16 protein-coding genes and 1 tRNA gene are annotated in these 18,214 nt (G+C 64.2%); 12 read left to right on the forward strand and 5 right to left on the reverse strand.

What is annotated here, in order from left to right; all coding sequences use genetic code 11:
- Window positions 1-517 precede the first annotated feature (517 nt).
- The 6 genes from GGD63_RS20570 to GGD63_RS20595 all read left to right on the forward strand — a co-directional run bounded on the left by GGD63_RS20570 (window position 518) and on the right by GGD63_RS20595 (window position 6,585).
- Window positions 518-1,915 carry an MFS transporter gene (locus tag GGD63_RS20570; RefSeq protein WP_183245011.1) on the forward strand — a complete coding sequence of 466 codons (1,398 nt, stop codon included), beginning with the start codon at window positions 518-520 and terminating at the stop codon, window positions 1,913-1,915.
- Between the two features lie 120 nt (window positions 1,916-2,035).
- Entirely contained in the window at window positions 2,036-2,935 is a 900-nt protein-coding gene (locus GGD63_RS20575) for a 3-keto-5-aminohexanoate cleavage protein (protein WP_246785571.1), read from the forward strand.
- A gap of 62 nt (window positions 2,936-2,997) precedes the next feature.
- On the forward strand, window positions 2,998-4,218 hold the full coding sequence (locus GGD63_RS20580) for an MFS transporter (RefSeq protein WP_183245012.1): 1,221 nt from the start codon (window positions 2,998-3,000) through the stop codon (window positions 4,216-4,218).
- Between the two features lie 163 nt (window positions 4,219-4,381).
- The gene (locus GGD63_RS20585; protein ID WP_183245013.1) at window positions 4,382-5,611 is read left to right on the forward strand and encodes a CaiB/BaiF CoA-transferase family protein; all 1,230 of its coding nucleotides are present in this window, start codon (window positions 4,382-4,384) and stop codon (window positions 5,609-5,611) included.
- Window positions 5,612-5,883: 272 nt separating this feature from the next.
- Window positions 5,884-6,099, forward strand: a complete 216-nt coding sequence (locus tag GGD63_RS20590; RefSeq protein ID WP_063682708.1) for a hypothetical protein — start codon at window positions 5,884-5,886, stop codon at window positions 6,097-6,099.
- 93 nt (window positions 6,100-6,192) lie between these two features.
- Window positions 6,193-6,585, forward strand: coding sequence for a RidA family protein (locus GGD63_RS20595; protein ID WP_183245014.1), 393 nt, complete (start codon window positions 6,193-6,195; stop codon window positions 6,583-6,585).
- Between the two features lie 4 nt (window positions 6,586-6,589).
- Here GGD63_RS20595 and GGD63_RS20600 read toward each other — a convergent pair whose 3' ends face one another.
- Entirely contained in the window at window positions 6,590-7,252 is a 663-nt protein-coding gene (locus tag GGD63_RS20600) for a TetR/AcrR family transcriptional regulator (RefSeq protein ID WP_183245015.1), read from the reverse strand.
- Window positions 7,253-7,565: 313 nt separating this feature from the next.
- On the opposite strand from GGD63_RS20600, the gene GGD63_RS20605 reads away from it, so the two are divergent.
- The 3 genes from GGD63_RS20605 to GGD63_RS20615 all read left to right on the forward strand — a co-directional run bounded on the left by GGD63_RS20605 (window position 7,566) and on the right by GGD63_RS20615 (window position 10,640).
- Window positions 7,566-8,801 (forward strand): acyl-CoA dehydrogenase family protein, encoded by a 1,236-nt coding sequence (locus GGD63_RS20605; protein WP_183245016.1) that lies wholly within the window; start codon window positions 7,566-7,568, stop codon window positions 8,799-8,801.
- A gap of 140 nt (window positions 8,802-8,941) precedes the next feature.
- Entirely contained in the window at window positions 8,942-10,000 is a 1,059-nt protein-coding gene (locus GGD63_RS20610; RefSeq protein WP_183245017.1) for a phosphotransferase family protein, read from the forward strand.
- A gap of 298 nt (window positions 10,001-10,298) precedes the next feature.
- On the forward strand, window positions 10,299-10,640 hold the full coding sequence (locus GGD63_RS20615; protein WP_183245018.1) for an NIPSNAP family protein: 342 nt from the start codon (window positions 10,299-10,301) through the stop codon (window positions 10,638-10,640).
- 206 nt (window positions 10,641-10,846) lie between these two features.
- On the opposite strand, the gene argE is transcribed toward GGD63_RS20615, so the two are convergent.
- Window positions 10,847-12,016, reverse strand: coding sequence for an acetylornithine deacetylase (gene argE / locus GGD63_RS20620; protein ID WP_183245019.1), 1,170 nt, complete (start codon window positions 12,014-12,016; stop codon window positions 10,847-10,849).
- A 1,001-nt stretch (window positions 12,017-13,017) separates the two neighbouring features.
- A complete protein-coding gene (locus GGD63_RS20625) occupies window positions 13,018-13,803 on the reverse strand; it encodes an SDR family NAD(P)-dependent oxidoreductase (protein WP_183245020.1) in 786 nt (261 codons plus the stop codon).
- A 134-nt stretch (window positions 13,804-13,937) separates the two neighbouring features.
- On the opposite strand from GGD63_RS20625, the gene GGD63_RS20630 reads away from it, so the two are divergent.
- Window positions 13,938-14,636: a histidine phosphatase family protein gene (locus GGD63_RS20630; RefSeq protein ID WP_183245021.1), complete on the forward strand. Its 699-nt coding sequence runs from the start codon at window positions 13,938-13,940 to the stop codon at window positions 14,634-14,636.
- 68 nt (window positions 14,637-14,704) lie between these two features.
- Window positions 14,705-15,472, forward strand: a complete 768-nt coding sequence (locus tag GGD63_RS20635; protein WP_183245022.1) for an SDR family NAD(P)-dependent oxidoreductase — start codon at window positions 14,705-14,707, stop codon at window positions 15,470-15,472.
- Between the two features lie 222 nt (window positions 15,473-15,694).
- Here GGD63_RS20635 and GGD63_RS20640 read toward each other — a convergent pair whose 3' ends face one another.
- On the reverse strand, window positions 15,695-16,921 hold the full coding sequence (locus GGD63_RS20640; RefSeq protein ID WP_183245023.1) for a serine hydrolase: 1,227 nt from the start codon (window positions 16,919-16,921) through the stop codon (window positions 15,695-15,697).
- 149 nt (window positions 16,922-17,070) lie between these two features.
- Between GGD63_RS20640 and GGD63_RS20645 the strand changes: the two genes are divergently transcribed.
- Window positions 17,071-17,146 (forward strand) — tRNA-Trp (locus tag GGD63_RS20645).
- 6 nt (window positions 17,147-17,152) lie between these two features.
- Here the strand turns inward: GGD63_RS20645 and GGD63_RS20650 are convergent.
- Window positions 17,153-18,211, reverse strand: coding sequence for a Gfo/Idh/MocA family protein (locus GGD63_RS20650; protein ID WP_183245024.1), 1,059 nt, complete (start codon window positions 18,209-18,211; stop codon window positions 17,153-17,155).
- Between the last annotated feature and the right edge of the window lie 3 nt (window positions 18,212-18,214).

Consider the following 18,214-nt stretch of genomic DNA (forward strand, 5'->3'; position numbering starts at 1 on the left):
GTCAGCCCCTGCTTCGCGCGCAACTCCAGCGAATCACAGCATCGCCGCCGTGGCAAATACTGATCCCTACCAAAAGAATCTCACGCTCTGAGGAGCCCGCCCTGAAGCGGGCGTCTCGAAGGATGGCCACAGGGAAACGCTCTCAAATGCGATAGCCCTGCCTCAGGATGGGGTCGCGTTTGCAGCAAGACATCAGACCCTCATGGTGAGGAGCCCGCCAAAGCGGGCGTCTCGAACCATGCAGGCCGACCTCATCCGGCCGCAGCCCCCCATTGTCATATGCGACAGCCCTACCGCGCGAAAGTACACGCTCCAGCCTAGATAACATCATGTTAGGTTTATCGCATAACTGGGTAATTGTGTTACCCCGGCGAAAGCCTATTGTTGCGACCAATCAGACAGCCATCGGCAAGTGACAAGCGCTCCGCGAAGCTCCGCAGAGCGGCCGGAGAGTGCTGTCCGATTTCGAACGAAGCCCGCCAAGGGACATCGGCAAACCAGTGGAGGAAATTCTGAGATGACCACGACTCGCGCGATCCACGACAGGAGTCAGTCCAGGAAGGCTGCTGCGAGCGGCTGGATTGGGTCGGCTCTCGAATATTATGACTTCTTCATCTACGCGACTGCTGCCTCGCTGATCTTCCCGCAAATCTTCTTTCCGTCGGAAAATCCCACCGTCGCCATCGTCGCGTCGCTGGCGACCTATGGCGTCGGCTATGTGGCTCGTCCCATCGGCGCCTTCGTGCTCGGACATTGGGGCGACACCCATGGCCGTAAGACAGTGCTCATCGTCTGCATGTTCCTGATGGGCATCTCGACCATGGCCGTTGGCCTTCTGCCGACCTATCAGCAGGTTGGCATCCTGGCGCCAATCCTCCTCGTCATCCTGCGCCTCGTGCAGGGATTTGCCGTTGCCGGTGAAATCTCCGGCGCCAGCTCGATGATCCTGGAGCATGCGCCGTTCGGCCGGCGAGGTTTCTACGCGAGCTTCGCGCTTCAGGGCGTCCAGGCCGGCCAAATTCTCGCAGCCGCCGTCTTCCTGCCGCTGGCGGCCTATATGCCGACCGAAGCCTTCAACAGCTGGGGCTGGCGGATTCCCTTCCTGCTCAGCTTCTTCGTCATCGTTGCAGGCTACATCATTCGCCGCGAAGTCGACGAGACGCCTGCCTTTGCCCGCGAGGACGAGCGGGGAGAAACGCCGCGGGCGCCCATCGTTCAGGCCATCAAGCTGAGCTGGCGCGACATGCTCAGGGTCATCTGCATGGCGCTGATGAACGTCATCCCGGTCGTAGCGACCATCTTCGGTGCGGCTTACGCGGTGCAGCCGGCCTATGGCATCGGTTTTGCCAAGGACGTCTATCTCTGGATCCCGGTGCTCGGAAACATGCTGGCGGTGTTCGTCATTCCCTTCGTCGGCCATCTCTCCGACAAGGTCGGCCGCAAGCCTCCGATCATCGTGGGCGCGCTGCTCTCCGGTCTGCTCGCCTTCGGCTATCTCTACGCCATCAGCATCCGGAACGTGCCGCTTGCGATCATGCTCTCGCTGCTGATGTGGGGCGTCGTCTATCAGGGCTACAACGCGATCTTCCCGAGCTTCTATCCGGAGCTGTTTCCGACGCGCACCCGGGTGTCGGCGATGGCGATCTCGCAGAACATCGGAACGACCATCACCGCGTTGCTTCCGGCCTTGTTCGCGACGGTGGCGCCTCCCGGCTCGGCCAACATTCCCTTGACCGTGGGTGCGATCGCCTTCGGCATCACGGTCATCGCGGCGCTGGCGGCCGTCTCGGCGCGGGAAACCTATCGGATCAAGATCGACGATCTTGGCAATCCCAAGGCCGTTCCGATGCCGCGGGCCGACTATGAGCGGCAGCGCGCGGAGGCGGCGAGCCGTGCCGCCGCAATTCCGACCTGACGCGAGCGAAAGGAGCCATGCCGCTGCGAGCGATGATGTTTGCAGCGGCAGGCTCGACGCGCTACGTGATTACCCACTCGAACCTTTTGCGCGCGAGCGCGATCATCATGAGGTCAAGGGATGAACCCCGTCGTCGTTGCTGTCGCTATCACCGGCTCCGTTCCGCGCAAGAAGGACAATCCGGCGGTGCCTATTCTGCCGTCCGAACAGATCGAGTCGACGCAACAAGCCTTCGAGGCCGGCGCCACGCTTGCCCATATCCATGTTCGCAACGACGACGAGACGCCGTCCTCCGATCCCGAGCGTTTTGCCCTGGTGCAGGAGGGGATCAAAAAGCATTGTCCTGACATGATCGTTCAGTTCTCGACCGGCGGGCGAGGGCGCGATCCCTCGGCGCGTGGATCGTCGCTCTATCTCAAGCCGGACATGGCCTCGCTGTCCACGGGCTCGGTCAACTTCCCGACGATCGTCTACGAGAACAGCGCCGCCCTGGTCGAGACGCTCGCGACCGGCATGAAGGCGAACGGCATCCGGCCGGAGATCGAGATCTTCGATCTATCGCATCTGCATGGCGCCCGTCGCCTGATCGAGGCGGGGCTGATCGATCAGCGTCCGCATGTGCAGTTCGTCATGGGCGTCAAGAACGCGATGCCGGCCGACGAGCACGTGCTCGACATCCTCCTGGGCGAGTTGAAGCGGCTGATCCCGAAAGCGACGTGGACGTCGGCCGGGATCGGCCGCCATCAGGCCGAGGTCATGGGCTGGGCGCTCGCGCGGGGCGCTGACGCCGTTCGCACCGGGCTCGAGGACAATATCAGGATCGACAAGACGCGCCTCGCCGCCAGCAACGCGGAGCTGGTGACCGTCGCCTGCGAGACGGTCGCGCGCCACGGCCGGCGCGTTGCGACCGCCGCCGAGGCGCGATCTCTGCTTGGTCTCGCGGGATCGGGGCTACTGCCTCCTCCTGACATGCTCCCGGCTGTGTACTGCCATTCGGCGGCCGGCGTTCCCGCGCGCTGAGTCTCCGGGTAAGACGGGTGCCACAGGCGTGATCGGCGCCTGCCGGGCAGGCGACGTTTGGAATGCGATTCTTGAAATCTGACAGCAGGCTCATCGGGGTCCTGCTGGTGCTGGCAATCACCCAACTCATCGGATGGGGCACGATCGGTCTTCCGCCCATCATCGGCCGCGACCTTGCCGCCGATCTCGGCATGAGCCTGCCGATGGTGTTTGCGGGCACTTCGACACTTTACGTCACCATGGGGCTGTGCGCGCCGTGGCTCGCCAAGGCGTTCGCGCGGCATGGTGCGCGCAAGGTGATGATGGCGGGCACGGTCGTCAGCGTGCCTGGCTTCGTGCTTCTGTTCTTCGCGCGCGACCCGGTGCTCTATTTCGCCGCCTGGATCGTTTTTGGTCTTGCCGGCAGCGCCACGCTCTCGACCGGTGCCTATATCATGCTCAACGAGGTCGCCGGGCGTCAGGCCAAGAGCGCGATCGGCGCGCTGATGCTGGTGACTGGACTTTCGAGCAGCATCTTCTGGCCTGCCACATCGTTCCTGAATGGTCTCGTCGGCTGGCGCTGGACGTGCCTCGTCTACGCCGCCATGCTGATCGTGGTCTCGCTCCCGCTCTATGCGTTGGCCGCGCCGCGCCGGAGCGTCGCGAAGGACGAGGGCCCCACGCCGGCCAAGCACGCGGATGTGCCGCCGGTTGCGCGCAGCACGTTCGGCCTTGTCGTCTCCGCGATCACCCTCAATGCCTTCGTCAATTTCGGCCTCGGCGCCGTGTTCATCGAGCTGCTGCGCGCGGAGGGGCTGTCGCCGGCCCAGGCGGTCGCCTTCGGCTCGATGCTCGGGGTGATCCAGGTCAGCGCCCGCGGGCTCGACTTTCTCGGCGCCGGGCGGTGGGACGGCATCACGACGGGGCTGGTGGCCGGCATGGCGCTGCCCGTGGCCATGCTGCTGTTGATGCTGAGCGAGGGGGCGACCTGGGCGGTCGCGGTGTTCATCCTCCTCTATGGCGCCGGCAGCGGCGCGATGGCCGTGGCGCGGGCGACTATCCCGCTGGTGTTCTACGACCAGGCCGAGTTCGCCAAGGCGATGTCGATGATCGCATTGCCGCTCAATCTCGCCTCCGCGCTGTCTCCGCCGCTGCTGGCCGGCCTGCTCACCCAGTTCGGCAGCCGCAGTGCGCTCGGTCTCACCTTCGTCTGCTCCTGCGCGACGGTGCTGATCCTGGTCCTGCTCGGCCGTCGGCGGCCGAGCATGGCCGCAGCGGCTGCAAACCTGAGCTCGGCGAGGTAATCTTCGCGGCGCGGAAATTCGCAGCCGCTGGGCCGCCACTGTTGTCGGCAGGGATGGCCGTATGCCCGCAGCGCAGTGCTCGGGGAACGAAAATGGTGTATCCGCAGGGAGCGCGGCTTGGCTGGAGCCCCGCGCCAACACCAGTTCCCCGGAGGAAACCGACATGTCGGCCTTGCCGCTCTCAGGCATCAAGATCCTTGACCTCACCCGCGTCCTCGCTGGGCCCTTGTCGGCGCAGATGCTGGGCGATTTGGGCGCGGAGGTCATCAAGATCGAGCGGCCGGGCACCGGCGACGACGCGCGCGCCTTCGGCCCGCCTTACCTGAGCGATCCCGAGGGCAAGGCGAACAACAACAACTCGTTCTATCTCTGCGCCAACCGCAACAAGAAATCGGTCACGGTCAACATCGCCAAGCCCGAGGGGCAGGCGATCATCCGCGAGCTCGCCAAGGACGTTGACGTCTTCATGGAGAACTACAAGGTCGGCGATCTCAAGCGCTACGGCCTCGACTACGAGACGATCAAGGCGATCAACCCCGGCATCATCTATTGCTCGGTGACCGGCTTCGGCCAGACCGGCCCCTATGCGCCGCGCGCCGGCTATGATGCCATCCTGCAGGCGATGGGCGGGCTGATGAGCGTCACCGGCCATATGGACGGCGAGCCGGGCGAGGGCCCGATGAAGGTCGGCCCGTCGATCGTGGACTACATGACCGGCATGAACACCTCGATCGGGATTCTCTCGGCGCTCTACCATCGCGACGCCAATGACGGGCAGGGCCAGCACATCGACGTCTGCCTGTTCGACACCGTGATCGCATCGCTGTCGCACTGGCTGCAGATCTACCTCGTCAACGGCAAGACCCCGCCGCGCCGCGGCACCTGGGGCAATGGCGGCATGCCGGCCGGCGTGTTCCGCTGCACCGACGGCGAATTGATGCTGGTGGTCGGCAATGACGGCCAGTTCCAGCGCACCTGCGCCGTGCTCGGCGAGCCCGAGCTCGCCAATGACAAGCGCTTTATCAAGAACAACGACCGCGTCGTGCACGGCAAGGAGATCATGGCGATCTTCGCCGGCCTGTTCCTGAAGCAGCCGGTGGCCTACTGGCTGGACAAGCTGGAGGAGGCCGGCGTGCCCTCCGGGCCGATCAACAATTTCGAGCAGGTGTTTTCCGATCCGCACGTGCAGTCGCGCGGCATGCGGGTGAAGACAGAGCACAAGTTCGAGCCCGAGCTGTCGCTGATCCGCAACGCGCTGACCTTCTCGGAGACCCCGATCAAGAACTACCGCGCCCCGCCGCTGCTAGGGGAGCACACAAAGGAGGTGCTCGGCGGCAAGCTCGGTTACGATGCGGCGAAGATCGAGGAGTTGAAGAAGCAGGGGATTATTTAGCTCTGCTTTCTTCGGGGCGAGGCCGGAATGCGCGCGCAGCGCGGATTCCGGGTGAGGGGGAGCCTCCACGAGTCCAATTTGCTGGGCTGGCATAACACTGCGCCGGGCTCCGGATCTCTGCGCATAGACTGGTGACCTCAGTGTGGCGCTCGCGCGGCCTTGCGTGGAGCTTGCGCGCAATCCCCAGATAATCCCGGTCCGTAGTCGCACAGGCTTCCACTCGGCGCGCGACTCTGATTCGATCTCTCCACGTGAGCGCGGGAGGGAATGAAATGTCCTACACCATCGGGTTTCAGTCCAAGAACCAGAAGTCCATTCTGGCGACTGAGGCGGCAACCGCCAATCAGGCCGTCGCCATCATTGCCGCGCTGCGGCAAAGCGCAGACGAAATAAAGTTCATCCGCTCGCCGCAGGAAGGCGAGATGGGCATCGAGATGCTGCTGCTGCTGGCCAAGGAAGAGGCCGAGGAGATGCCGCAGCGGGCGTAGTTCCCCGCCTCCACACTTCGAGCTTAAGCGAAGCATGCCGGCTACGGAATAATGTAGTCAGCAGATAGTCTCGCTCGAACCGAAGGTGGCCGCATGAAACGCGAAGCGCTCCGCGTCGAACCGATCTCGTCGTTTCTCGATCGCTGGAAGGCGCCGACCTCGCCGGTGACGCGCGCCGGCAACATGATCTTCGTCGCCGGTCTGCCGCCGTTCGACCCCGAGACCGGCGAAATCGCCGCCGCTCCGATCGAGCGCCAGAGCGAGATCGTCATGGAGCAGATGAAGCTGTGCCTCGAGACGGCCGGCGCCTCGCTCGACAACGTCATGAAGTGCAATGTCTACTGCACATCGACCAAGCACTTCGCCGCCTTCAACGCGGTCTATGCGCGCTACTTCCCGCATGATCCGCCGGCGCGGATCTTCGTCTGCACGCCGGAATGGTTCGCCCCCTTCGACGTCGAGATCGACTGCATCGCGATGATGTGAGGGGCTACCGCGCGGCCACCTTTGACGGTGCCTTCTGCTCCGTCCGCCCCGCCGTCAGCGCCATCGTCGCCACGCTGACGACGCGCGCGACCACGTCCTCGACGTCGTCGAGGTCGCATTTGCCTTCCGACAGCTTCGTCAGGCGCTCGCTCTCGCGGATGGTGTGGTGCGCCATGGCGAGCGCGAAGTTGAGGCCCCAATAGACATCGACGTCGCTGCGATCGGGCAGGGACCTACGCATCGCGCCGGCGAATTTGCGCAAATGGTCGATCTCGCGGTTCTTGATGCGGCGGATCGGCGGCACGGATTCGATCGAGGCGCGGATCATGAAGCGCGCGGCGGTCGAGCGCTGGTTCTCCGGTCCCAGGCAGCCCCGCAAGGTCGGCCCCACCAGCGCGCGCAGGATCACCTCGATCGGCGCGCGGCCGCCGCCTTCTTCCTCCGCCGCCTTCAATTCGCGCAGGCGCTCGCGGTTGGTGGCGATGGAACGGGTGACGAATAATTCCGCGATCAGCTCGTCCTTGGAGCCGAAATGATAGTTCACCGCGGCGAGGTTGACGCCGGCCTCCGCGACGATGTCGCGCAGCGTGACGTCGCCGAAGCCGCGATCGGCGTAGAGCCGTTCGGCGGCGGCGAGAATGGCAGACCTCGTATGATCGCTGGCCATGGCCCTTATCCCGTCATTCCGGGGCGATGCGACAGCGTCGAACCCGGAATCTCGCGCCACATTTCGGGATTCCGGGTTCAGCCCTGCAGGCTGCCCCGGAATGACGTCGTGAGCGAGGGAGTTGCAATTCAAACAGTTGTATGAAACTATCGTTTGAAGGCCGGGAAAAGTCAATCCGCAATCGGGACCCGTTCGCAACTGCGATGGGTTCCGGGGCGTCCGCAAGGCCAGCGCATTCGCGCTTGCGGGCCGCGCGCGGCGGGAGGACAGTCCGGCGCAAAACGATCAGTGAGAGAGAAACGAGGAGCGTCCCATGGATTTCGACCTGTCCCCCAAACAGAAGGAATGGCTCGACCGCGTGCGGTCCTTCATGGCCAAGCACGTGCGCCCGGCGGTGCCTGTCTATGACGAGCAGGATCGCAGCGGCGAGCGCTGGAAGGTCATCCCGGTGCTCGAGGAGCTCAAGAAGAAGGCGAAGGCCGAAGGCCTCTGGAACATGTTCATGCCGCCGAACGAGCATGAAGATGATGAATTCCGCGGCGCGGGATTGACCAATCTCGAATACGCGCTGCTGTCGGAGGAGATGGGCCGCATCAGCTGGGCCTCGGAAGTGTTCAACTGTTCCGCGCCCGACACCGGCAACATGGAAGTGTTCATCCGCTACGGCTCCAAGGAGCAGAAGCGCAAATGGCTGCGTCCGCTGATGGACGGCGAGATCCGCTCGGCCTTCCTGATGACGGAACCCGCGGTCGCCTCGTCTGACGCCACCAACATCGAGACCCGCATCGAGAAGGACGGTGATTACTACGTCATCAATGGCCGCAAATGGTGGTCGTCCGGCGTCGGCGATCCCCGCTGCAAGATCGCGATCCTGATGGGCAAGACCGATCCGAAGGCGGCAAAACACCAGCAGCAGTCGCAGATCCTGGTTCCGCTCGATACGCCCGGCATCAAGGTCGAGAAGATGCTTCCCGTGTTCGGCTTCGACGACGCGCCGCACGGCCATGCGCAGGTGCTGCTCGACAACGTGCGGGTGCCGAAGGAGAACATCCTGCTCGGTGAGGGCCGCGGCTTCGAGATCGCGCAGGGCCGGCTCGGCCCGGGCCGTATCCACCACTGCATGCGCACCATCGGCAAGGCCGAGGAGGCGCTGGAGAAGATGGTGAAGCGGCTCGCCTCGCGCACCGCGTTCGGCAAGAAGATCATCGAGCACAGTGTGTGGGAGCAGCGCATCGGCGAGGCGCGCACCGACATCGAGATGAACCGCCTCCTGTGCCTCAAGGCCGCCGACATGATGGACAAGGTCGGCAACAAGACCGCGCAGCTCGAGATCGCCATGATCAAGGTCGCAGGTCCCAACATGGCCTTGAAGATCATCGATCAGGCGATCCAGGCCTTTGGCGGCGCCGGCGTCTCGGACGAGGCGGGCCTTGCCAAGGACTACGCCCACATCCGCACGCTTCGTCTCGCCGACGGTCCGGACGAGGTGCACAATCGCGCCATTGCCAGACTTGAACTTCGGAAGTATGCAAACTCTCCCGGTCGTTAAGAGGGAGAGCCGGAAGGCGCTCCCGATCTAAAGAAGAGACAGGGCATGATTGGGTGACCGCTTGACGCAAGTGCGTCAGCGGTTACCGATTAGGATCATGCTCGACCTGAAAAGGTCAGGACTGAAGAGGGAGCGTCACCGTGGCTGACGGCGTCAGGAAAGACGAGGAGTTCTCGGGCACCAAGCCGGTCGAGGAGCGGCATCGTTTCGACGAGCTGCGCCTCGAGGCGTGGATGCGCGACCACGTCGAAGGTTTTGAAGGCCCGCTGGTCGTGCTGCAGTTCAAGGGCGGCCAGTCCAATCCGACCTACCGCCTCAACACGCCGAAACGTTCCTACGTGATGCGCCGCAAGCCGTTCGGCAAGCTGCTGCCGTCGGCGCATGCGGTCGATCGCGAGTATCGCGTCATCGCGGCCCTTGGAAAGCAGGGCTTTCCGGTCGCGCATGCCTATGCGCTGTGCCAGGACGACAGCGTCATTGGTGCCGCCTTCTACATCATGTCGATGGAGGAGGGGCGCGTATTCTGGGACCCGACGCTGCCGAGCCAGGATCCCGACGCGCGGCGAAAAATCTTCACCAGCAAGATCGAGACGCTGGCGAAACTCCACATGTTCGATCCTGTTACGATCGGGCTCGGCGACTTCGGCAAGCCCGGCAACTATTTTGCCCGCCAGATCGACCGCTGGACCAAGCAGTACCGGGCGTCCGAGACCCAGCACATTCCCGAGTTCGAGAAGGTCGCCGAATGGCTGCCCAAGACGGTGCCGGAGCAGGCGCGCGTCTCCATCGTCCATGGCGACTATCGTCTCGACAACATGATTTTCCACGCAACGGAACCGCGCGTGCAGGCCGTGCTGGACTGGGAGCTGTCGACGCTCGGCGATCCCATGGCCGACTTCACCTATCTGCTGATGCAGTGGATCATGCCGGGCCTGCAGGGCGTCGACCTCAAGGCGCTCAACATCCCCAGCCTGGAAGAGGCCGCGCAGATCTACTGCAACGTCACCCAGATGAGCGTGCCTGACCTCAACTGGTATTTCTCCTACAACCTGTTCCGCCTCGCGGGCATCACCCAAGGCATCGCCGGCCGCATCCGCGACGGTACCGCCGCCAACGCCAAGGCGCTCGAATCCGCCAAGCGCACCGTGCCGCTGTCGCAGGCATCATGGCACTACGCGCAGAAGGCGGGCGCGGTGTGAAAATGACGAAGGCGCGGTCGATGTGGCCGCGCCTTTTTCGTTTGTGGTTCCTCGCTATTCCCACACACTCAGTGTCATTGCCCGCGCAGGCGGGCAATCCAGTATTCCAGAGGCCGTGGTGCTTGAATCGAGAAGCCGCGGCGTACTGGATGCCCCGCCTGCCGTCTTCGCTAAAGCTTCGGCGCCCCTGGACCTCAACCCCGGCGAAGCCTTGGCGTAGCCGGGTCGCGGGGCATGACACCCGTCGGCTTGTCCAGCCACCAGGCTTGACCATATCTCCTGTGCACGGAGAGTGATCATGATCCAGCAACTGCGCATCTACGAGATCTTCGAGAAGAACAAGGCCGCATTCCACGCGCGGTTTCGCGACCACGCCGCACGCATCATGCGAACCAGATACGGTTTCCAGATCGTGGCGATGTGGGAAACCAAATTCGGCGACAGGACCGAATTCGCCTATCTGCTGGAGTGGCCGGACGAAGCGGCCAAGGTGGCCGCATGGACGGCCTTCATGGCGGACACCGAATGGGCCGAGATCAAGCGGGTCACTCACGCCGAACACGGCTTGATGGTCGGCCAGATCGAGGACCGCCTGCTCGTGCCGGTGAATTATTCGCCGTCACGAAGCCTGCTGCGTTAGCTGTGATGAGGCGAGCTCGTTCCGCCCGTCATTGCGAGCGCAGCGAAGCAATCCAGCGTGTCTCCGCAACGGCAGTCTGGATTGTTTCGTCGCAAGAGCTCCTCGCAATGACGATGTCGTAGCCCGGGTGAGCGGAGCGATACCCGGGACAGTGGTCCCGCATGTCGCTTCGCTCATGACGGGCTACGCGGCCGCGCTGGCGGTTGTCACTTCACACAATGCGCGATCAGCTTCTCCACGAAGCCCGCGCACTTCTCCAGCTCCGTCATCTCCACGAACTCGTCAGGCGTGTGTGCCTGCGCGATCGCGCCGGGGCCGATCACGACCGACGGGATGTCGGCCATGCTGGCGAACAGGCTCGCTTCGGTGCCGAAGGCGACCTTGGCGTGGTCGTTGCGCCCCGCAAGGCTTTTGGCCAGCGTGACGATGGCGGCGTCGGCGGCGGTGTCGAGCGCGGGATAGTCGAGGATCTCCTCGAAATCGATGCCGCAGTCCGGATGTCTCGCCTTCATCGCCGGTTCGAGCTCGGCCTTGGCCCAGGCGACGATCGCATCCGTGACCTCGCGCGACTCGGTGATACCGATGCCGCGGCATTCGAAATCGACCGTGCAAGTGTCCGGCACGATGTTCAGCGCGGCGCCGCCATGCACGATGCTGGTGAGCAGCGTCGAATGCGGAACGTCGTAGAGGCTGTCGGTCGATCGCGCGGCCGCGAGTGCCACGGCGCGGCGGCGGATCTCGACGATCAGCTCGGCCGCATATTCGATCGCATTGACGCCGTCGGGTGCGATCGAGGAATGACGCGCGAGCCCGCGAAAGGTCGCGCGCACGCCGTGCTTGCCTTTGTGGCCGATGATGACCTGCATCTGGGTCGGCTCGCCGATGAAGGCGCCGAGCGGCCTGACCTTCTTTTTCGCGACCTCGCGCAGCATCGGGCGCACGCCGACGCAGCCGATCTCCTCGTCATAGGAGATCGCCAGATGAATCGGTGTCTTGAGCCTGGCCTCGACCATCTCCGGCACCATCGCGAGGCACACCGCGACGAAACCCTTCATGTCGGTGGTGCCGCGGCCGTAGAGCTTGCCGTCGCGCTCCACCAGCTTGAACGGATCGTGGCTCCAGTCCTGGCCCACGACAGGCACCACGTCGGTATGGCCCGACAGCACGAGGCCCGGCCGGTCCTGTGGCCCGATCGTGACCCAGAGCGAAGCCTTCTCGCCGGTTTCGTCGGTGATGCGCTCCCCCTTGATGCCGAATGCGGCGAGGTAGCTTTCAATGTGGGCAATCAGGGGCAGGTTGGTGCGGTCGCTGACGGTGTCGAAGCCGACGAGGTCGGCGAGGAGCTTGCGGATACGGTCGGGTCTTGAGCTTGGCATTGTCTCGGTCTGGTCAGGGATTGGAGGCTGAGTTGCTTGCAGGAACCATACCAACGTGGCGGCAGGTCGTGCAAATGGAGCCACAGCCGTCATTCCGGGGCGATGCGCAGCGTCGAGCCCGGAATCCATCGGGCCTCAGTACGCGCGGTAAAATGGATCCCGGGTTCGCGACTTCGTCGCGCCCCGGAATGACGTGGCGAGGACCACAAGACCTTGCGTTGCCCGTCGGGCAAAACACCCAAACCATCGGTCAAGACGCCTCGCCGAAAATATTCCACTTTACCGAAATTCGGAAACGGCGTATGTGTCGCCGCAACCCGGCCCAAGGAAGAGGGGCGTATCGCGATCGTCACGAACGCGGGCCGGGCGGCGGTGGACGCGAGTTGCACCGGCGCGAAAAGCTTCGCAGGGCAGGCGACTGTGAGCGAAGGCCTCGCGCCAACGACGGGTGCGGCTCGCGTACGGCAAAATCGTGTGGTCCTGGCGCCCGGGGTCTGTGCGCCAAGTCTTGCGGTGATGTTGCGGCCCGACCGGGCCCGCGCATCAGCCATCTGCATGGCGACGGGGGCAATAGTGCATCGCTCCCCGGGGAGATCACGACATAAGCCGTAAAACCACTGCGCAGGGAAGGCCGGATGTTTGGCTTCACCTGTATGCCGCTGTGCAAATTCTTTGTTGCCACCTTTCGCACAGTGGACCGTGGGTGCCCGGCCGGCACCCGGTCTTCCCTGCGCCCTCTTTCACTGGGGGCAGCTAAGCAAAGCTCGGGCGGAAGATGCCGCGAGGATGCGGAAGTGCGTCTGAGCATCCAAGGCAAATACCTAATGCTTCCGCAAGCACCATCTAAGACCGTCACCCTGAGGCGGCCGCTTCTTCAGCGGCCCTCGAAGGGCGACAGCCCGTCTGCATCCCGGCCGTCCATCCTTCGAGGCTCAGCTTGCGATGCGTACGCATCACAAGCTTCGCACCTCAGGATGACGGAGCCAAAACCAGCGATGAGATTAGACCGGCTTGCCCGTATACGGCATCGATGCCGTCAAACCGCCATCCACTGGGAACGCCTGCCCGTTGACATACGACGCCTCGTCGCTTGCCAGGAACAGTCCCATCGCAGCGAGCTCGTGCGGCTGGCCGGGGCGTTTGAGCGGGTTGAGCTGGCCGATCTTGTCTTGGGTGCCGCGCTCCTTGGCGCGGTCGAAGATCGGCTTGGTCATGCCTGTTTCGATCAGGCCGGGGCACACCGCGTTGATACGCACGCCGGTGCCGGTGAGCGAATAGGCCGTGGTCTGCACCAGAGAGATCACGCCGGCCTTGCTCGCGGCATAGGGATGCCCGCTCGCGCCGGCCTTGAGGCCCGCGACAGAGGCGGTCAGCACGATCGCGCCGGACTGCTGCTTCACCATATGCGGCATCGCATGCTTTATCGCGAGGAACGGCCCGATCAGATTGACGCGCAAGACCTCCTGCCACTGCTCCACCGTCTGCTCGCCGAGCGGAACGAGCCCGCCGGAGACGCCGGCATTGGCCCAGATCACGTCGAGCCGGCCGTGCGTCTTCACCGCCTTGTCGATGACGGCGATCACGTCCTTCTCGGAGCCGGCATCCGCAACCATCGCTTCCGCGACGCCGCCGGCCTTCTTGATCTCCGCGACGGTCTCCTTCACCGCCTCGGTGCGATCGACTGCGATCAGTTTTGCGCCTTCCTTGGTGAACAGCAGCGCAGCCGCACGGCCGATGCCGCTGCCGGCGCCGGTGATGATGACGGATTTGCCTTGCAGACGGCCCATGCGTTTCTCCCTGTGGTGCCTCGCGCGACGCTTGCCGCGCGACGGAATTTCAAACAAGATTTCAAACGGTAAAGTGTCTTGAGACACGTTGCCTACTCACGTACAGCGACATCAGACGGGATGGAAGGGTTTCGATGGCAGCCGAAGACAAGCCCAATGTGGTCACGACACGGTGGTGGTGGGTCCGTCACGCGCCGGTGCGCAATGACGGCGGCAACATCTACGGGCAGAGCGACATCGCCTGCGACACCAGCGATACCTACGTCTTCAATGCCGTTGCCAAGGTGCTGCCACGCAAGGCGGTCTGGTATTCGAGCAATCTGCAACGTACGCATCAGACCGCCGAAGCGATCTGGGCGGCCGGCTTCCCGCGGCCTGCCTCGATGAAATGGGAAGCGGACCTCGCCGAGCAAAATCTCGGCCGCTGGCAGGGCATGAACCGGGCCCAGTTCATTGCCAGCCGTCCCGTCGGCACGAGCTGGTTCGCCGACATCAACGAACCCGCGCCCGGCGGCGAGAGTTTCATGGATCTCTACAACCGCACGCGTCGCACCATCGAGCGCATCAACGTGGAGGCGGCCGGGCAGGACATCATCGCGGTCGCACATGGCGGCACCATCAAGGCGGCGATCGGCCTCGCACTCGACGGCCAGGTGGAGCGGGCACTGTCCTTCGACATCGATAATGTCTCGATCACGCGGCTCGACTATTTCGCAAGCTCGGAGCGCACCGTCTGGCGGCTGCCGATGGTCAATCAGCAGCCGTGGATCGCGGACGACGCGCACGCGGCGATGCATCAGCCGGCAGGACCGGAAGTCAAGAAACTCGCCTGAGCATTGTCCGCGCCTGCAATCGCGGCATAAGTTTCAGGCCAAATCAAATCATACTGTGGGAGAGAAACATGACCTTGTTCGACATGAAGGGAAAAGTCGCCGTCATCACGGGATCGACGCGCGGAATCGGGCTTGCGATCGCCGAGCGCATGGCCGAGCACGGCGCCAAGGTGGTGATCTCCTCGCGCAAGGCCGACGTGTGCGAGCAGGTGGCGAAAGGCATCAATGACAAGTTCGGCAAGGGAACTGCGGTCGCGATCGCCGCCAATATCTCTTCGAAGGAGAATCTGCAAAACCTCGTCGACGAGAGCAACCGCGCCTTCGGCAAGATCGACGTGCTGGTCTGCAATGCGGCGTCCAACCCGTATTACGGGCCGCTCGCCGGCATCTCCGACGATCAGTTCCGCAAGATTCTCGAGAACAACATCGTCGCCAATAACTGGCTGATCTCGATGGTGGTACCGCAGATGATCGAGCGCAAGGACGGCTCGGTCATCATCGTCTCCTCGATCGGCGGCCTCAAGGGCTCGACCATCCTTGGCGCCTACGCGATCTCGAAAGCCGCCGACATGCAGCTCGCGCGCAACCTCGCTTGCGAATACGGCAAGCACAACATCCGCGTGAACTGCATCGCGCCCGGCCTGATCAAGACCGATTTCGCCAAAGCCCTGTGGGACAATCCGGAGAACCTGAAAGCCTCGACCGCGCGCTCGCCGCTCTTGCGCATCGGCATTCCCGACGAGATCGCCGGCGCGGCCGTATTCCTGGGGTCGAAGGCCGGCGACTTCATGACCGGCCAGACCATGGTGATCGACGGCGGCGCGACGATTAGTTGACGCGCAGCGAGGGAAGGGGTGGTTAGGGCGACTACGCCGCCCCAACTTCCGGTGTCATCGCCCGCGCAGGCGGGCGATCCAGTATCCCAGAGGCCCGCGTTGGAGAGCTCGCTCTCACCACATCCGCCGCGGAGTACTGGATGCCCCGGTCAAGCCGGGGCATGACAGTGAGTGTGGGGATGCGGTGTCGCGACTGGTGAGGCGCCGCGCGACAGAGCAACCTCACTCCACCGCCGCGTAAACCAGATTCCGCACCAAGGTCCGCGTGTAGTCGCGCTGGCCTGGCCCTTGTGTCATGAACACCGCGAACAAGTCTTCCTTCGGATCGATCCAGAAGAACGTCCCTGCGATGCCGCTCCAGAAATACTGGCCGACGCTGCCGGGGAACGGCGCAATGCCGGCCTCGCGGCGGACGGCGAAGCCGAGGCCGAAACCATGGCCGGGCGACAGCAGCGTGCCGTTGGTCACGACATCAGGTCCGAGGTGATCGGAGGCCATCAGCTCCAGCGTCTTGCGGCCGATGATCCTGTTGCCGTCGAGCGTGCCGCCGTTGCGCAGCATCAGCGCGAAGCGGGCGTAGTCCATCGTGGTCGAGACCAGACCCCCGCCGCCGGATTCCATCACGGGGGGCTCGAGCATGTTGAAGAGGGCGACCTTGTCGCCGGTCCAGGGATCGGCCGTGAACGGCTCGGCGAGCCTGTTGGCATTGGCCCCGGTGGTCGAGAAGCCGGTCTCAGCCATCTGCAGCGGTCCGAGCACGCGTTCGGAGAGGAATGTGCCAAGCGACTTGCCGCTGACGACCTCGATGATGCGGCCAAGGATGTCGGTGGAGCGGCTGTAGTTGAACTCGTCGCCGGGGTGACAGACGAGGGGGAAGCTCGCCACCAGCGCCGCATGCTCGGCATTGCTGATCTTGCGGCTGCGGACGCGGGACTCCTGGTAGAGCTTGTGCACGGGACCGTCGCCCTGGTGCTCGTAGGTGAGGCCGGAGGTGTGGCGGAGCAGGTCCTGCACCGTCATCGCCCGCTTGGGCGGAACCAGCTCCAGCCTGCCGCCGCTGACCACGCCGACCTTCTGGTCGGCGAACTCCGGAATGAACTTGGCCACGGGATCGCCCAGCAGGAGGTGGCCGTCCTCGACCAGCGCCATGACCGCAACCGAGACGATCGGCTTGGTCATTGAGAAGATCCGGAAGATCGAATCGTGCGCCATCGGCGCCGCGCCCGCCGGGCTCTGCCTGCCGAGCGCCTCGAACCAGCCGACCTGGCCGCCCCTCGCCACCAGCACAGTGACGCCGGGGACGGTTCCCTTGTCGATCTCGCGCTTGAAGGCGTCCGACATGGCCTGCAGGCGGGGGCGGGACAGCCCGAGCGCTTCGGGGCGGGCTTCCGGCAAAGGCGGCGTCTGGGCTGCGGAAGCGGGATTAAAGGCGGCTTGGGCGGCGTTCATGAGGGCTCCCGGGTTGTTCTTGTCGTTCGGGGGCGAACTGTCGCTCAGAAGTCGCGCTGTGAACAAGCGGCGCTTGTGCGCTTCTCCCTTGCAATCCGGTCGCCCCCTGTGCTTGAAAGCGGCCCTGAGCCGCGGCGACGCAGGTTCGTAGGAGTGTAGCTCAATTGGTAGAGCACCGGTCTCCAAAACCGGGGGTCGCAGGTTCGAGCCCTGCCACTCCTGCCAGCAAAATCAATCACTTAGATGAGGCGCTGGCGGGCCGCTAGCCCATCGCTTCCAGACCGCCTCTGCGAGCGCGATGTCAGTCACTGAGTCCTCGCCGGAGGCCAGCGGCTGGTTGCGTTCAATGACGTCGGAGACAAAGGCATCGGCTTGGCGCCGGAATGCCCAGCTGTTCGCACTTGTCAGTCGCGTGCTTCCACCATCGTGATCGACAACGACCTGTGCCTCTTGCTCGGCGAAGGGCGGGGGCAATTCGATGGTGAGGGTCCCGCGCTCGAAATTGATCGTCAGTCCCTCGCGCCAGGCGCCCTTGGACCCGTTCACAAGATCCAGCGTGCACGCGATGCCGTCGAAGTCGAGGGTGATGCGCGCGGCTCCCGAGGTCTCGACAATGCTTTCGGCGACTGTCGGCGACGATCCGAGCAGGTAGCGCGCGAGGTTGACGATATGGCTGAACACGTTCAGAAAGTTGTCGTAGCCGGGCCGCAACGCGCCCGGCATCCAGTCGGGACCATCCTGCCAGAGGTCGAGCCCGTCGGGCCGGGATTCGCCGGTCATGACGAAGTTGTCGTGCGATCGGCCGGTGTCGCCGCCGAAGCACCAGCCTCTTGCTCCGACGATGCGTCCGAGCGAGCCGTCTGCGCGCAAGCGCGCCAGTTCGGCCAGCGCGCGCGCTACGCCGGCGTCGTGACGCTTCATGTAGCCGATGCTGTAGACGAGGCGCTGTCGCCGCGCAGCTTCGACCAGCAATGCGGCCTGAGCCGTCGTGTAGGCCATCGGCTTCTCCGACAGCACGTGCCGGCCGCTGTTCAACGCGTCCAGCACGATCGGGCCGGTGGCGCGACGCTTCGTCACGACGACGACGGCGGACACCTCGCCGTCCGCGAGCAGCTCCCGGTGCGTGTCGTAGACCCGCGAGATGCCGAATTTTTGCGCGGCGGCGGCCGCAAGATCGGGCCGGAGATCGGCGATCGCGACGACGCGGCAGGCGGGATTGGCAACGAAATTGGCGAGGTGGCACATCTGGCCGACCATGCCGGTTCCGATGATGCCAATGCCTGGCCTCACTGG

Source organism: Bradyrhizobium sp. cir1 (genome assembly GCF_014198245.1).
Taxonomy (GTDB): domain Bacteria; phylum Pseudomonadota; class Alphaproteobacteria; order Rhizobiales; family Xanthobacteraceae; genus Bradyrhizobium.

Excerpts from the sequence above, each read along its gene's own strand:
- GGD63_RS20570 (WP_183245011.1), top strand. The coding sequence starts at position 518 with ATGACCACGACTCGCGCGATCCACGACAGGAGTCAGTCCAGGAAGGCT.
- GGD63_RS20575 (WP_246785571.1), top strand. The coding sequence starts at position 2,036 with ATGAACCCCGTCGTCGTTGCTGTCGCTATCACCGGCTCCGTTCCGCGC.
- GGD63_RS20580 (WP_183245012.1), top strand. The coding sequence starts at position 2,998 with ATGCGATTCTTGAAATCTGACAGCAGGCTCATCGGGGTCCTGCTGGTG.
- GGD63_RS20585 (WP_183245013.1), top strand. The coding sequence starts at position 4,382 with ATGTCGGCCTTGCCGCTCTCAGGCATCAAGATCCTTGACCTCACCCGC.
- GGD63_RS20590 (WP_063682708.1), top strand. The coding sequence starts at position 5,884 with ATGTCCTACACCATCGGGTTTCAGTCCAAGAACCAGAAGTCCATTCTG.
- GGD63_RS20595 (WP_183245014.1), top strand. The coding sequence starts at position 6,193 with ATGAAACGCGAAGCGCTCCGCGTCGAACCGATCTCGTCGTTTCTCGAT.
- GGD63_RS20600 (WP_183245015.1), bottom strand. The coding sequence starts at position 7,252 with ATGGCCAGCGATCATACGAGGTCTGCCATTCTCGCCGCCGCCGAACGG.
- GGD63_RS20605 (WP_183245016.1), top strand. The coding sequence starts at position 7,566 with ATGGATTTCGACCTGTCCCCCAAACAGAAGGAATGGCTCGACCGCGTG.
- GGD63_RS20615 (WP_183245018.1), top strand. The coding sequence starts at position 10,299 with ATGATCCAGCAACTGCGCATCTACGAGATCTTCGAGAAGAACAAGGCC.
- argE (WP_183245019.1), bottom strand. The coding sequence starts at position 12,016 with ATGCCAAGCTCAAGACCCGACCGTATCCGCAAGCTCCTCGCCGACCTC.
- GGD63_RS20625 (WP_183245020.1), bottom strand. The coding sequence starts at position 13,803 with ATGGGCCGTCTGCAAGGCAAATCCGTCATCATCACCGGCGCCGGCAGC.
- GGD63_RS20630 (WP_183245021.1), top strand. The coding sequence starts at position 13,938 with ATGGCAGCCGAAGACAAGCCCAATGTGGTCACGACACGGTGGTGGTGG.
- GGD63_RS20635 (WP_183245022.1), top strand. The coding sequence starts at position 14,705 with ATGACCTTGTTCGACATGAAGGGAAAAGTCGCCGTCATCACGGGATCG.
- GGD63_RS20640 (WP_183245023.1), bottom strand. The coding sequence starts at position 16,921 with ATGAACGCCGCCCAAGCCGCCTTTAATCCCGCTTCCGCAGCCCAGACG.